14 protein-coding genes are annotated in these 14,539 nt (G+C 60.3%); 6 read left to right on the forward strand and 8 right to left on the reverse strand.

All coding sequences use genetic code 11. The annotated features are described in order from the left end of the window. Window positions 1-88: 88 nt before the first annotated feature. Together JQ863_RS02630 and JQ863_RS02635 are read left to right on the forward strand one after the other, a co-directional pair. The gene (locus tag JQ863_RS02630; protein WP_204112775.1) at window positions 89-499 is read left to right on the forward strand and encodes a nuclear transport factor 2 family protein; all 411 of its coding nucleotides are present in this window, start codon (window positions 89-91) and stop codon (window positions 497-499) included. After that, window positions 499-1,239: an SGNH/GDSL hydrolase family protein gene (locus JQ863_RS02635; RefSeq protein WP_204112776.1), complete on the forward strand. Its 741-nt coding sequence runs from the start codon at window positions 499-501 to the stop codon at window positions 1,237-1,239. The genes JQ863_RS02630 and JQ863_RS02635 overlap by 1 nt, the downstream gene beginning before the upstream one ends. Here the strand turns inward: JQ863_RS02635 and JQ863_RS02640 are convergent. From JQ863_RS02640 to JQ863_RS02675, 8 genes are all read right to left on the reverse strand, one after another. Beyond that, window positions 1,229-3,679: a GcvT family protein gene (locus JQ863_RS02640; RefSeq protein ID WP_204112777.1), complete on the reverse strand. Its 2,451-nt coding sequence runs from the start codon at window positions 3,677-3,679 to the stop codon at window positions 1,229-1,231. The genes JQ863_RS02635 and JQ863_RS02640 overlap by 11 nt on opposite strands. After that, the gene (locus JQ863_RS02645; RefSeq protein ID WP_204112778.1) at window positions 3,672-4,751 is read right to left on the reverse strand and encodes an alcohol dehydrogenase family protein; all 1,080 of its coding nucleotides are present in this window, start codon (window positions 4,749-4,751) and stop codon (window positions 3,672-3,674) included. The genes JQ863_RS02640 and JQ863_RS02645 overlap by 8 nt, the downstream gene beginning before the upstream one ends. Then, window positions 4,748-7,195 carry a GcvT family protein gene (locus JQ863_RS02650; RefSeq protein ID WP_204112779.1) on the reverse strand — a complete coding sequence of 816 codons (2,448 nt, stop codon included), beginning with the start codon at window positions 7,193-7,195 and terminating at the stop codon, window positions 4,748-4,750. Before JQ863_RS02650 ends, JQ863_RS02645 begins: the two co-directional genes overlap by 4 nt. A gap of 39 nt (window positions 7,196-7,234) precedes the next feature. Continuing rightward, entirely contained in the window at window positions 7,235-7,603 is a 369-nt protein-coding gene (locus JQ863_RS02655; RefSeq protein WP_239113195.1) for a GFA family protein, read from the reverse strand. A 23-nt stretch (window positions 7,604-7,626) separates the two neighbouring features. Next, window positions 7,627-8,196 (reverse strand): helix-turn-helix domain-containing protein, encoded by a 570-nt coding sequence (locus JQ863_RS02660; RefSeq protein ID WP_204112780.1) that lies wholly within the window; start codon window positions 8,194-8,196, stop codon window positions 7,627-7,629. 119 nt (window positions 8,197-8,315) lie between these two features. Continuing rightward, window positions 8,316-8,774, reverse strand: coding sequence for a GAF domain-containing protein (locus tag JQ863_RS02665; RefSeq protein WP_204112781.1), 459 nt, complete (start codon window positions 8,772-8,774; stop codon window positions 8,316-8,318). Window positions 8,775-8,829: 55 nt separating this feature from the next. Beyond that, the gene (locus JQ863_RS02670; protein ID WP_204112782.1) at window positions 8,830-9,870 is read right to left on the reverse strand and encodes an alpha/beta hydrolase; all 1,041 of its coding nucleotides are present in this window, start codon (window positions 9,868-9,870) and stop codon (window positions 8,830-8,832) included. An 87-nt stretch (window positions 9,871-9,957) separates the two neighbouring features. Then, window positions 9,958-11,130: a thiolase family protein gene (locus JQ863_RS02675; RefSeq protein WP_204112783.1), complete on the reverse strand. Its 1,173-nt coding sequence runs from the start codon at window positions 11,128-11,130 to the stop codon at window positions 9,958-9,960. Between the two features lie 170 nt (window positions 11,131-11,300). Between JQ863_RS02675 and JQ863_RS02680 the strand changes: the two genes are divergently transcribed. The 4 genes from JQ863_RS02680 to JQ863_RS02695 all read left to right on the forward strand — a co-directional run bounded on the left by JQ863_RS02680 (window position 11,301) and on the right by JQ863_RS02695 (window position 14,528). Next, a complete protein-coding gene (locus tag JQ863_RS02680) occupies window positions 11,301-11,630 on the forward strand; it encodes an STAS domain-containing protein (RefSeq protein WP_204112784.1) in 330 nt (109 codons plus the stop codon). 35 nt (window positions 11,631-11,665) lie between these two features. Further along, a complete protein-coding gene (locus tag JQ863_RS02685) occupies window positions 11,666-12,094 on the forward strand; it encodes an ATP-binding protein (protein WP_204112785.1) in 429 nt (142 codons plus the stop codon). Between the two features lie 76 nt (window positions 12,095-12,170). Then, on the forward strand, window positions 12,171-13,748 hold the full coding sequence (locus JQ863_RS02690) for a gamma-glutamyltransferase family protein (RefSeq protein ID WP_204112786.1): 1,578 nt from the start codon (window positions 12,171-12,173) through the stop codon (window positions 13,746-13,748). Between the two features lie 132 nt (window positions 13,749-13,880). Then, window positions 13,881-14,528 (forward strand): peroxiredoxin, encoded by a 648-nt coding sequence (locus JQ863_RS02695; protein WP_204112787.1) that lies wholly within the window; start codon window positions 13,881-13,883, stop codon window positions 14,526-14,528. Window positions 14,529-14,539: the final 11 nt, after the last annotated feature.

Genomic DNA, 14,539 nt, shown 5'->3' on the forward strand with positions numbered 1-14,539 from the left:
TCTTGCGCGCGCGTGATGGGCAACCCGACGTCAGCCTTGCCTGCGCGTCCAGTGGCGCGCAGGCTGTTGCAAACAAGGAGGGGACGGAATGCATCCGACAATCATCAAGATGAAAGAGGTCGTCGCATCGGGCGATGACAACAAGATCCACGAAATCCTGGCCGAGGGTGTCCAGTTCATGCCGCCGACCTACTGGGCGACCTGGACCGGACGAGAGCCCGTGGCGGCAGTTTTGGGCCATGTCGGGCAGGTCTTTTCCGACTTCCGCTATCGTCGCGTGATGGGGGAAGGCAACGATTGGGCGCTGGAATTCCAATGCAAGGTCGGTGAGCTTGACGCAGTTGGAGTAGATCTGATCACACTGGACGACGACGGACTGATCGCGAAGTTTGAGGTGGTCATGCGGCCACTCAAATCCGTTGCCGCGCTGCGTGAAGCGATGAATGCCCGCGTGATGACGGATCCTCGCTTTCTGGAGTATCGCAAGGCGCTTGGCTGATGCTGATGCGCCCGCTGGCCAGGATCGCGCTTGTGCCGCTTCTGTTGGTACAGGGGCTGTGGGTTCGGGCAGGGGCGCAGTTCCTGCCCGAACCGCCTGGTGACAGGGGCGGCGTGTTTGGATCAGGCCCCGACCTTGGGCTTCTGGTGCTAGGGGATTCATCCGCCGCCGGGGTTGGCGCACAGAACCAGAAAACTGCCATGCCGGCTCAACTTGTTTTCTTGCTGGCCCAGAATGCACGGGTCCACTACCGGGTTGAGGCCATCACGGGCGCCACATCCAGATCGACGCTCAAAAGCATGGACACGGTGACGTATGGTTCTGCGGATCTGTGCATTGTTGTGCTGGGTGTCAATGACGTTACACGCGCAACCTCTCCGCGCCGCTTTGTCCGCAACCTGGCACGGATCGAAGCCGCGCTGAAGTCAAAGACAGGTACGCGCCACATCATCTTTTCTGGTGTGCCACCGATGGGGCATTTCCCACTCCTGCCAAACCCGCTGAGATGGGTATTGGGCCAGGACGCTCAGCGGTTGGACGCGGCGTTGCAGGCGTTCTGCGCGGAGTCGCAAGACAGGTCACATTTGCCGCTGGATCTGCCGTTGACGCCGGACATGGTTGCATCAGACGGGTTTCACCCCTCAGAGACGGCGCATGCTTTGTGGGCGAAAATGCTGGCCCGCCATATTCTTGATGTTCTGCCAATGGCGCAGGGGAGCGACCTAGACCTCAGGCTTTGACCCGTGCACCTGTCGGGTCAAAAAGCGGTTTGAGCGACGCCTCAGCCTTGACCCGAGTACCCATGACATCAATCTCGTAGGACGATGCCAAAACCTCGGCGGCGGTTTCGCCAGCGCAGGGCACATAGCCCATCCCGATAGCCCCCCCCAGCCAGTGACCGTAGTTGCCCGAACTAAGATAACCGACAATCTCACCGTCGCGCAGAAGGGGTTCATTGTGATAGAGCAGCGGTTCCGGATCATTCAGGCGGAACTGCAGCAAACGCGACTGGGGGCCGGTTTCCTTCCGCCTCAAGACCGCGTCGCGTCCGATGAAGTCAGGCTTGCCTGTCGAGACCGCAAAGCCCAGCCCAGCGTCGATCACGTGGTCCTCACAGGTGATGTCGTGCCCGAAATGGCGAAAACCCTTTTCGATCCGGCAGGAATCCATCATGTGCATGCCGCACAGTTTCAATCCCACGTCTTGACCCGCCTCAAAGAACGTCTCGAATACATGGCCTGCCATGTCGGAACTGACATAGACCTCCCATCCCAGTTCGCCGACATAGGACACACGATGCGCCCGCGCCAATCCCATGCCTATCTCGATCTCTTGTGCGAAGCCGAAGGGGTTGGCATCGTTCGAGAAATCGTTGGGTGAGACCAGCTGCATCAGCTTGCGAGCATTTGGTCCCATGACTGCCAGAACGCCTTCTGAAGCGGTGACATCGGTGATTGTTACTTGGAAGTCGCCCTTCAGACGCATCAGCCGCGTTTGATCGGCAAGTCGGGTGGCTGCAGGTGTAACGACAAGGTAGCAGTCATCCGCCAAACGCGTGACGGTGACATCCGCTTCGATCCCACCTTTCGGGTTCAGAAACTGCGTATAAACGATTTTACCATTCGCCACCGTATGGTTGGCCCCCCCAACATGGTTTAGGAACGCTTCCGCGTCTGGCCCTTTTACCCTGATTTTGCCAAATGACGACATGTCATACATGCCGACATTCTCACGTATCGCGCGATGCTCGGCGGCGGCGTTTTCAAACCAGTTCTGGCGTTTCCAGCTGTAGCGATAGTCACGGTCTTGCCCCGGGCCGGCAAACCAGTTCGCGCGCTCCCACCCGGCAAGCTCGCCGAAGACCGCCCCCTGTTCCTTTAGGTGGTGGTGAAAAGGTGTCCGGCGGATACCGCGCGCTGTGGCCTTCTGGCGATACGGGAAATGGTCGGCGTAAAGCAGGCCGAGTGTTTCCTTGCTGCGCTCAAAAAGATAAGTCTTGTTGGCTTGGAATGGCTGCATCCGGGCAATGTCCACATCGCCCAGATCAAAGGGTTTTTCACCATCGTCCATCCATTGGGCCAGAGCCATCCCCGCGCCGCCCGCGGATTGGATGCCAATGGAATTGAACCCGGCCGCAACCCAGACATTGTCCATTTCTGGCGCAAGACCAAGAAGATAAGCGTCATCCGGCGTGAAGCTTTCCGGTCCATTGAAGAAGGTATGAATACCGGCGTTGGCCAGACCAGGCCAGCGGTTCACGGCCTGTTCCAGGATCGGTTCAAAATGGTCGAAATCTTCAGGCAGCTGGTCGAACTCAAAACTGTCAGGAATGCCGTCCATACCCCAGGGTTTCGCATGCGGTTCAAACGCGCCCAGCATGATCTTCCCAGCGTCCTCCTTGTAGTAAGCGCACTCGTCCGGGACTCGAAGGACCGGAAGCTGGGGCAGATCCGGGATCGCTTCCGAGACGATGTAGAAGTGTTCGCAGGCGTGCAGCGGGACGTTGACGCCCATCATACGTCCGACCTGGTGACCCCACATGCCCGCACAATTCACGACCATGTCGGTTTGGATGTGCCCTTGTTCGGAACCGTCGTCGGTTTCCCAGTTGACACCAGTAACCATACGTCCACGTATGTTGACGCTTGTGACTTTGACTTTTTCACGTATTACGGCACCGCGCTGGCGTGCGCCCTTGGCCAAGGCCAATGCAATGTTCGCCGGGTCAGCCTGGCCGTCGGTAGGTAGCCAGACACCACCCGTAACCCCTTCCAGGTTGAGGTGGCCGTATCTCTCGCCCACCTCGCGCGGTGACAGCTCTTCGACCGGCACTCCGAATGCGCGGGCCATAGCCGCATTGCGATACAGTTCTTCCAGGCGCTCGCCGGTCAAGGCGACGGACACCGATCCAACCTGTCGCATGCCCGTCGCCACGCCGGTTTCCGCCTCCAGCCCCATGTAAAGCTCTGTCGAATAGCGTGCCAATTTGGTCATATTGGACGACGCGCGTAGTTGGCCGATCAGCCCGGCGGCATGCCAGGTGGTGCCGCTGGTCAGTTGCTTGCGCTCGAGCAAGACAACATCCTGCCAGCCCAGTTTGGCGAGATGATAGGCGACCGAGCAACCGACGACGCCGCCGCCGATGATGACCACGCGGGCCTTTTGGGGGAGGTCAGCCATCCTTTTCGTCCTCGGCAGGGGGAATTAGCACCAGTTTTCCCGGAAACGTCTTGGCCATGAAATCCGTCTGGGCACGGTGGATGTCGCGAAGCGGATAGGTCTTGGAAACCAGCGGGTTCAACTTGCCCCCGTTAATCAGTTTGGCAAGTTTCTGAAAAACCGCAGGTGGTTGATAGGTTGAGCCGGAAAGCGTCAGATCCTTGAGGTAGATCTTGCGCAAATCCATTTCGACGATCGGACCCGCGATTGCCCCGGCAACCGCATAACGTCCACCTCGTTTCAGCGCCTGAATCAGCCCCGCCCATTTCGGGCCACCCACAACGTCAATGACACAATCAATACATTCGTTGCCTGCAGGTTCGTCGCGGTCGAGTGTTTCGGCCGCCCCTGCCGCAAGCACGGCTTCCGACTTGGAGCGGGATGTTACACCAATAACGTGCGCCCCTCTCAGGGACGCCAGTTCCACTGCGGCCATTCCGACCCCACCCGACGCGCCGGTCACCAGAACCCGATCCCCTTCGCGGACACCGGCCCGGTCAAGCAGCGCCTCTGCCGTCCCATAAGCACATGGAATCGCGGCGATTTGAGTGTCGGTCATCGGCGATTCTGTGACGTCATACAGATCATCAGCAGGAAGACAGCAGAACTGCGCGAAGGCGCCGTTCATCTCAGACCCAATACAGGTCATTCCAACCGGGTCATCCATGGTCGGGCGTGGCAGGCAGAGTGGCGCAGTGACGCGACGCCCGATCCAACCATCATGTGTGGGATCGCCGACAGCAACAACCGCGCCGCACAGGTCTCCGCCCTGGATCAGTGGAAACTGCAAAGCACCGGACCAGCCGCCATCGTCACCCGAGCCCGTCTGGTTGGCGTCTGTGCCGCCAGTCACGTCGTCGGAATACCAACCAAGCCGCGTGTTAATGTCTGTGTTGTTGATCCCCGCGGCGTGAACGCGGATCAGGGCCTCGCCGGGAGCAGGCACAGGCATTGGCAGGTCATCCCGCCAGATCAGCTTTTCCGGCCCCCCATGCCCGGTCAGAACAACGCCTGACATCGTTTCACGTGTCATGCCCGCAACCTTTCATTTTCGGGATCCCAAAGCGGTTTGTCCGCCTGCACGACGGCGCGCCGCTTCTCGCCGTAAATTTCGACATCGACTTCGGTTCCCGGGACAGCAAGGTCGGCACGGATCATGCCCAGCGCAATCGATGCACCGACACGATAGCCCCAGTCACCCGAAGTCGTTTCGCCGACGATCTGATCGCCATGCCAGAGGCAGGACATATAGGGCGCGTCGGCCTCGTCTGCGTCCACCACCAGCGTTACGAAACGTTTGTTCACGCCGCGCTGCTTTTCGGTCAAAAGAGCGGCCTTGCCCGGGAAGTCCTGTGGTTTGTCCAGTTTGACAAAGCGGTCCAGACCACCTTCGAACAGCGTGTAATCGGTCGACAGGTCGCCTTTCCACGTACGATAGCCTTTCTCGATTCGCAGGCTGTTCAGCGCATACATGCCAAAGGGTTTTGCCCCCCAGCTCAGCACAGCATCATAGATTGCCGGGAGGTGGGCGTTGGCTGCGTGGATTTCCCATCCCAGTTCACCCGCAAACGAAACACGCGCAAGGGTGGCTGACTGACCCGCGACAGTGGCTGGTTGATGGCTAAGCCAGCCAAGGGACAGGTCTGCGTTGCTGAGGTCACTGAACAGGTCCCGTGACCTGGGGCCGGTGACGATCAAAGTGCCGTACTCTGCCGTATGATCGGTAAGGCTCAGGTGGTCCGGCAAAGCGGTTTTCAACACGTCCCAGTCGTGCCATTGCGCCGTTGCTGCGGTGATCAGGGTCATGTGGTCATCGGCGTGACGCAGGCAGGACATTTCCGTCAGGATGCGCCCGCGATCGTCGGCGAAATAGAGCAGGTTCATCCGTCCGATCTTGGGAAGCGCCCCGGCGACACGGCCGCGCAACCATTCCGCCGCGCCGTCACCCGACAGGTTGAACCGCGAAAACCCGGGCAGGTCCAGAACACCGACATGATCGCGCACGGCTTCGCATTCTTCGCGGATGCGGGCCTCCCAAGGACCTGAACGGCCCCACGTATGGGTTGCCACTTCAGAGGTGTCATCCCCCGGCTGGGCAAACCAATTGGCGCGTTCCCAACCATTATAGGCCCCCATCTGGCCACCCAGTTCGACAACGCGGTCATGCACTGGCGAAAGTTTCCGGTTCCGTGCGGCTGGCCATTCGTGACGCGGGAAGTGCATGGCGTATTCGTTGCCATAGACCTCCATCCCCTTGGCGACACAGTAGTCGTGGTCGGTATAGTCGGTATAGCGGCGCGGGTCGCAGGCCCACATATCCCATTCCGGTGCGCCATCGACGATCCATTCGGACAGGACCTTGCCCGCACCACCACCCTGCGCGATACCGAAGGTAAAGACGCAGGCCTCAAACGCGTTCCTAACCCCAGGCATGGGCCCGATCAGCGGCAACCCGTCTGGCGCATAGGGGATCGGGCCGTTGATCACCCGCGACACGCCCGCCGTGCCCAAAAGCGGCACCCGCTCCATCGCGTCGGTGACGATACCCTCGATCCGGTCCAGGTCATCCGACCAAAGTTGAAACGAGAAGTCGTCCGGCATGGGATCGTCTGGCGTTGCCCAATGCGCTCGGCAATCGGGCTCATAGGGACCAAGGTTGAACCCGTGTTTTTCCTGTCGGAGGTAATAGGACACATCGACATCACGTAACAGCGGCAGCTTGCGGCCATGTTCCGTGGACCACGCCTCGATCTGGGGGATCTCCTCGGATAGAAGATATTGGTGACTCATCACCATCATCGGTACGGTGCGACCGCCGAAGGGCTTGAACATCTCGCCGACGCGTTGGGCATAATACCCGGCGGCATTCACCACGAAGTCGCAATCAATATCGCCCTTGTCCGTATGCACCGTCCACGATCCGTTGGCGTGTTGGGTTACGCCTATTGCCGGGCAAAACCGCTGGATAATGGCACCCATCTGCCGCGCGCCTTTGGCCAGTGCCTGCGTCAGCTGCGCGGGGTCGATATCGCCGTCATGGGGATCGTAGAGCGACCCGACCAGATCGTGGGTCTCAAGGAACGGGTAACGCGCCTTAGTTTCCGCAGGGTCAAGAATCTCGATATCCATGCCCTGATACCGTCCCATACCGGCGGCCCTTTGAAACTCCTGCATCCGCTCCTTGTTATGCGCCAGCCGGATCGACCCGGTGACGTGGTAGTTCATCGGGTAGTCTACCTCGTCCGCTAGGCGCGCATAAAGTTCGGTGGAATAGCGCTGCATATTCATCACCGACCAGGACGTGGAAAAGGTCGGGACGTTGCCCGCCGCATGCCATGTCGACCCGGCTGTCAGCTCGTTCTTTTCCAGGAGAACGCAGTCGGTCCAACCCCGTTTCGCCAGGTGATACAACGCAGAGGTGCCGACGACACCGCCCCCGATGATGACCACACGGGCTGAGCTTGGGAATTCAGCCATGGGTGACTCCTTTTTGCGTGTTTGTGCTGGGGGTGGGTGTCACTGGCGTTGCTCCACCCCGTCGGTGATCTGGTAGTAATCGCCCTTGTCGCCCACGAAGATGTGTTTCTCGATCCGCAGCCCTGTTGGGTTCTCGAGTGCGCCCAGCGCAAAGCTGGTTGTGTCTTCGTCCAGTGCTTTCCAGAACAGGAAGGATCCGCACTCGGGGCAGAAACCGCGTTTGGCGTTTTTGCTGGACTGGAACCAACGCACCGAACCGGAAATGCTGAGCGCATCGTCACTGACATAGGCCGAGGCCCAGACACCACCTGATTGCCGCCGGCATTGCCCACAATGGCACATGCTGGCGCCCTGCGGATCGGCGTGGACCTCGAACTCGATGGCGTGGCAGTTGCAGTGACCCTTCATGTCATTCCTTTCAAACGACCCGATCAATAGACCGGGGGCGCGATGACCCAGACAACGACGGCGGGGTGGGCATGCGGGTTGGCCCAGGCAAACGGCGTGCCCTTGATACGGAATGAATCCCCCGGACCAACCGAAAAGACATGCCCGTCGATGGTCAGTGTTAGATTGCCCGCAACCACATAGCCCACTTCCTGCGTCGGTCGGGTCACGGGCTCTGTCCTTGCGGCGCCGGGGGCAAAGGTGGAATGGACCACCTCGAATTCGTCGGTCAGGTCGGGCGACAAAAGTTCTTCGGTCAGACCTCCGTCGCCGCTGCCGATCTTGCGACGTGCCCCGGCGCGGACAATGATTCCGGCTTCGCCCTCGGGCACGTCCGGTTGACCAAACAGCAGTGACAAGGGCGCGTCCAACCCAGCGGCAATCGCGCGCAGGTCGGCAACCGAGGGTTGCGAGAGGTCACGCTCAACCTGACTGAGCCACCCGACCGAACGGCCGAGCCGTACAGACAGGTCAGTCAACGTCACCCCGCGTGCCTTGCGCAGAGCGCGCAGATCAGCGCCAAGGGTGCGGGGTTGCGGCAGGTCGCGGGGCATGAAAATTCCGTGAAAATTTGCATTGGAATTTCACGCTGCCTGATTCGCGTGAAATTTCAAAGAGAATTTTCACAGGCTAAGGTGACTTGGGATGCAGAGCGACCGTGGGGTCGCGATGGTCAATCCGCGCTGTGGAATACCTGGCCGAGGATTTGTGCAAGGTGATCTGCATCCGTTTGGGTGAACGCATTCGGCATATTGCTGTCGATGTCGAACACTCCCAACAGAGTGCCACTGCCATTCACGACAGGCAGTACCAACTCTGACCGTGTGGACGAGGCGCAGGCAATATGGCCGGGAAAGGCGTCAACATCCGGCACCAGTTGAACCTGACCCGTGCGGGCTGCGGCGCCGCACACGCCGCGCGAAAACGGGATCACGAGGCAGCCGTGCCCACCCTGATAGGGACCGATTTTCAACAGCTCAGGTCCGACAACACGGTAGAACCCCGTCCAGTCGAACCGCTCATCTGCGTGATGCACCTCGCAGGCCACCGTCGCCATCAGGGACACCGTATCCGTTTCGCCCTCCGTCAGCGCGAGGATGGTTTTCTTCAGGTGGTCATAGTTGATCTGCATGGGGACTCCTTGGAATCTCGCACTGGGACCACAGGATGCGGGACTTGGCAATAGGTCACCCGGAGAATCGCTCTTTCAGCCAGTCTGCGCAGGCGGTGATGGCGTGGTCGCCCTGCGGGATCACTTTGGTCAGGGACATGAAGGCGTGGACCTGTCCGGGATAATTCAGCCGCGTGACGTCTACCCCTGCCGCGTGCAGCTTGTCACCATAGCCTTGTGCATCGTCCCATAACGGATCATGGCCGCCAGCCACGATACAGGCGGGCGGCTGCATGTCGTGGGTGTCGGAAAACAGGGGCGAGACTCGGGGGGTCAGCGGGTCCTGTTCTGGCGGCAGGTAGTGGCTCAGATAAAAATCGATCCGCTTTGCAGGCAGAAGCGGCTGCTGCGCCAGCGCCTTCATGGAATCTGAGGTCAGGCTGGCGTCTACTGCTGGATAGATTAGCAACTGGCCTTTGGGCACCGGAAGCCCGCCCACAACAAGGTCATGCATCAACCCCGCGGTCAGGTTGCCCCCGGCGCTGTCGCCGCCCACGATCAGCATGTCCGGGGTCACCGCAAAGGGTGTCCGGCCCGATGACAGTGCCTCGTAACAGGCCAGCGCGTCATCCGCGGCAGCTGGGAATGGATGTTCGGGGGCAAGGCGATAGGCAAGCGAGATCACCCGCACCCCCGACCGGGCCGACAGTTTTCCGCACAATCCGTCATGAGTGTCCAGGTCGCCCTGGATCCATCCGCCTCCATGCAGAAAGAGCAGGGTCGGCTGCGCGTCCGTGGGCGTTTGGCCTGCAGGTACATAGACCCGCGCAGGAAGATCGCCTTCGGCACCGGGCATGGTGGTGTCGATCTTGATCACGTCACGTGGGCACGGGGCGTCGAATTTCGCAGCCATGGTCGAAATCTGACGGCGGCTTTCTTCGACGCTGGGTGGCGCGTTTGCGTCTCGGATCAATGACACGAGGTCACCGGCGGCCTGCGCCTTCGGGTCGATCACGCGACCGTCGACAACGTCGCGCCGTCCCAAATAGATCAGCGCGACCAGACTTTCGGGCAGCATCAACCTGATGAGGCCCAATAGGATTAGAAGCTTTTTCATTTGTGTCCCGTCCCTGTTTGCATCGTCAGAATGCGCGCAAACGGGACTGGTGGGCAAGGCCCGCAGCCTTGCCCTGTCGTCAAAGGGTCATACCCGTTCGATCGCAATGGCGGTGCCCTCTCCGCCGCCAATACAGATCGCCGCAACGCCGCGCTTCAATCCGCGTTTTTCCAGAGCGTTCAGCAAGGTCACCATGATGCGCGCGCCGGAGGCGCCGATCGGGTGCCCCAAGGCACAGGCGCCGCCATTGACGTTTACCTTGTCGCGGGAAAGACCCATCTCGTGCATGAAGGCCATCGGCACCACGGCAAAGGCCTCGTTTACCTCCCAGAGGTCGACGTCATCCTTGTGCCAGCCGATCCGTTGAAGCAGCTTCTGAGCTGCGGGAACCGGGGCCGTGGTAAACAGGCCTGGCGCTTGGGCATGACTGGCATGGCCGACTATTCGGGCGCGGATGTTCAACCCGCGCTCCAATGCCGCTTCTTCCGATGCCAGAACCAGCGCTGCCGCCCCATCCGAGATCGAAGATGAATTGGCGGGTGTCACAGTGCCGTCCTTGCGGAAGGCAGGCTTTAGATGCGGGATCTTTTCGGGTCTCGCATTGCCGGGTTGTTCGTCTTCTGACACCACAACATCGCCACGGCGGGTCGTCAGGGCGACAGGAGCGATTTCCCCCTCAAACGCACCGGATTTCTGCGCCTCAAGCGCGTTTGACAGTGACTTGAGCGCGTATTCGTCCTGCGCCTCGCGGGTGAATTGGAACGCTTCGGCGCAATCCTCGGCAAAGGTGCCCATCAGCCGCCCCTTGTCATATGCGTCCTCGAGCCCATCCAGGAACATGTGGTCCTGCACTTGCTGATGGCCAATCCGCGCGCCGCCGCGCATTTTGGGCAGCATGTAGGGCGCATTCGACATGCTTTCCATCCCGCCGGTGACCATGACGTCGTTCTGACCCAGCGCAATCTGGTCGAAGCCCGACATGGCCGCCTTCATCCCCGAGCCGCACATCTTGTTCAAAGTGGTCGCCGGCACCTCTTCGCCAAGCCCCCCGGCAAATCCGGCCTGCCGCGCGGGGGCCTGGCCCTGGCCCGCGGGTAGAACACAGCCCATCAGCACTTCGTCCACCGTCTCGGCGCCCGCATCCCGCAACGCGGCGCGAATGGCGGTACCGCCCAGTTCAGCTGCCGGTACCCCGTCAAAAACGCCTTGGAACCCTCCCATCGGCGTGCGGGCCGCGCCCGCTATCACAACTGCTTTCATCATTTCTCTCCCGTATTCGGCACCGCGACAGGCATAGTGCCAAGTCTTTGCGCAATTGTTTCACGCAAGCAGGCCAAGGCGTCAAACCAGTAACAATACGGATATGCAAACCAGTTGGTAATGAATTCGCCCTAGCAATGGATCGGCGTAGTGAATTCGAGAGGCGGCAAATGGAACTGAGCAAACGGGAACTTGATGGGGTTCTGATCGTCACCGTCAACGAGTCCCGCATCGATTCGGCCGTAGCGATCCGGTTCAAGGACATGATGCGGCAACTGACTGAAAACGGCCCTGAACGTGTTGTGCTGGACCTCGCGCATGTGGACTTCATCGATTCCAGCGGTCTTGGCGCCATTGTCGGCGCGATGAAACTATTGGGCGCAGACCGTCGTTTGGATCTCTCGGGCCTGCGCGACAATGTCGCCAAGGTGTTCACGCTGACCCGCATGGACCGGGTGTTTCGAATCCACATGTCTCTTAGCGATGCGCTTGGCGGTTGATCGGGATTTCGCGGAACAGCAATCGGGACATTCGTATGGCGGAGCTGATTTTCGATACCGATGTCGACAATGACCCGCATGATGTGCGTCGGGCCTTGATTGACTTTCGCGCGACGATGCGTGGACGCGACAGGGGCGGCCTGACCGGGTCGGCGGAAACGGTGCTGGCCGAGGTTTTGAACAATATTGTCGAACATGCCCTGGCCGGACGCGGGCAAGACGGTGCGATACATGTGCGATGTCACCTGGAAGGGGCAGGTTTGTGCTTTGAAGTTGTTGACAACGGCATTCCGTTGCCCGGTGGTGAGTGCCCGGCCCGAACTATGCCAGAACTTGGGAAGCTTGAGGATTTGCCTGAGGGCGGGTTTGGATGGGCGCTGGTGGGCATTCTCGCGTCGGATCTGGAATATCAGCGGGACCGCCACGAAAACCGTCTCAGATTTCGCTTACTTGTCCCCGACTAGGCCTGCGATTGGATTTCCCTGAAAAGCGCCCTAGGGTCCGTTCCGAGCGACAGGCAATTCGAGGGGACAACAGGACATGCGCGACTTTCATTTTCCGGGCAGATCGGCCATTTTTGCAGACAACGGGGTGTGCGCCACGTCGCATCCATTGGCCGCCGGGGTCGCCATAGACATCTTGAAGCGCGGCGGAAATGCCATGGACGCGGCCATCGCGGGCGCGGTGCTTCTGGGTGTTTGCGAACCGCAGATGACGGGAATCGGCGGTGATTGCTTTGTTCTATACACACGGCCGGGCGAACAACGTATTCGGGCGCTGAATGGTTCGGGCCGCGCTCCTCGTGCCGCAATGGCGGCGGAATTGCGCGGCAGAGGACTGACCGAAGTGCCGACATATGGAGTCGAGGCGGTGACGCTGCCCGGCGCGATCGACGCATTTTGCCACCTTTCAGAAACCGAAGGGGTGATCGGGCTCGACGCACTTCTTGCACCCGCCATCACCTATTGTGACCAAGGCGTCCCGGTGGCGCCGCGCGTTGCCTTCGATTGGGGACATTCTGCCGAGATCCTGAAAGGCGCAGCGCGCCGGCACTACCTGGTAGACGGCAAGGTGCCCGCCACCGGTGGGCGCTTTGCCCTGCCTGGCCAGGCCGAGGTCCTGCGCCGGTTGGCACGTGATGGCCGCAATGCGTTCTATAAGGGCGAGGTGATGGAGGACATGCTGACCACGCTCAATGCGATGGGCGGGGTCCACACGGCCGAGGATTTTGCCGCGGTGCGCTGCAATGAAACCGACCCGATCAGCGGACGCTATAAGGGCGTCGACCTGATCGAGCATCCACCCAACGGACAGGGCGCCACCGCGATTCTGATGGCGAACATCCTGTCGCAATTTGACATCGCCGGGATGGAGCCCTTTGGCACAAAGCGCGCCCATATCGAGGCCGAGGCCGCGAAACTGGCTTATGATGCGCGCAACCGGATCATCGCTGACCCGGATCATGTCACCCGCGCCGAAGCGATGCTTTCCCCGGAGCTGGCGGCAAGGCTTGCGGCGCTGATCGATCCGAAAAAGGCCATCGTCAGCGCAGCCCCCGTAACCGAGGCTGTGCATAAGGACACGATCTACATCACCGTGGTCGACAAGGACCGGATGGCTGTGTCGCTGATTTACTCGATTTTCCACGGCTTCGGGTCCGGCATCGCATCCGAGAAGTTTGGCATCCTGTTTCAGAACCGCGGGGCGGGATTCACCTTGGAGGAAGGTCACCCCAATGAACTCGCTGGCGGCAAGCGCCCCATGCACACGATCATTCCCGGCATGCTGGCTGAAAACGGTCGAGTCACGATGCCGTTTGGCGTCATGGGAGGCGCTTATCAGCCCAATGGGCACATCAGGTTTCTGTCGAATATGGTGGATTTTGGCATGGATCCGCAGACTGCCGTCGACGCCCCGCGCGCCTTTGCGGACGGGACGGAGATGCGAGTCGAAAGGGGATATGCTGACAGTGTCCGACAAGAGCTTGCCGATTTGGGGCACAATGTCGTTGTGCCCGAGGCGCCAATCGGGGGGGCTCAGGCGATCCGAATCCATGACTCGGGTGTGCTGGAGGGCGCGTCGGACCCGCGCAAGGACGGATGCGCGCTGGGGTATTGACAAACCGTCGGGCGCGGATGCTTGACCTCTTGGAAATCCGCGCCACTCTACCCACGTTTTCAATGCGGACGAGTCGTCGGGGCGACCCGAACCTGTCCGCACTATCAGCCTTACTAGGAAAGGATTGCCGCTATGGGCCTGCGTATCAATGAAACCGTCCCGAATTTCACCGCTGAAACTGATCAGGGCACGATCACCTTCCATGATTGGATTGGCGACAGCTGGGCGATCCTGTTCTCGCATCCCAAGGATTTCACCCCGGTCTGCACCACCGAGTTCGGTGCCGTGGCGCAACTGGCCGATGAATGGAAGAAGCGCAATACCAAGGTGATTGGCGTTTCAGTGGACGGTGTAGAGGACCATCGAAAGTGGAAGCAGGATATCGAGAAATTCGGCGGCGCCGAGGCTGGGTTCCCTATCATCGCCGATGACGGGCTGGCCGTATCCAAGGCCTTCGACATGCTTCCGGCGGGCTACTACCTGCCGGAAAACCCGACACCTGCCGACAGCCAGACCGTGCGGTCTGTTTTCATCATCGGCCCGGACAAGCAGTTGAAACTGTCGATGACATATCCGATGAACGTTGGCCGGAATTTTGCTGAAGTGCTGCGCGCGTTGGATGGTCTGCAGACCGCGGCGAGTAAAGGCGTCGCAACGCCCGCAAACTGGACTCCGGGCGCGGATGTGGTGATCCCGGTCGCGGTCAGTGACGCTGACGCGAAAGAGAAATTCGGCGAGTTCACGACCCATTTCCCCTATCTGCGCACGACCAAGCTCTGATTGTCAGGCGA

Source organism: Shimia biformata (genome assembly GCF_016888515.1).
GTDB classification, from domain to species: domain Bacteria; phylum Pseudomonadota; class Alphaproteobacteria; order Rhodobacterales; family Rhodobacteraceae; genus Shimia_A; species Shimia_A biformata.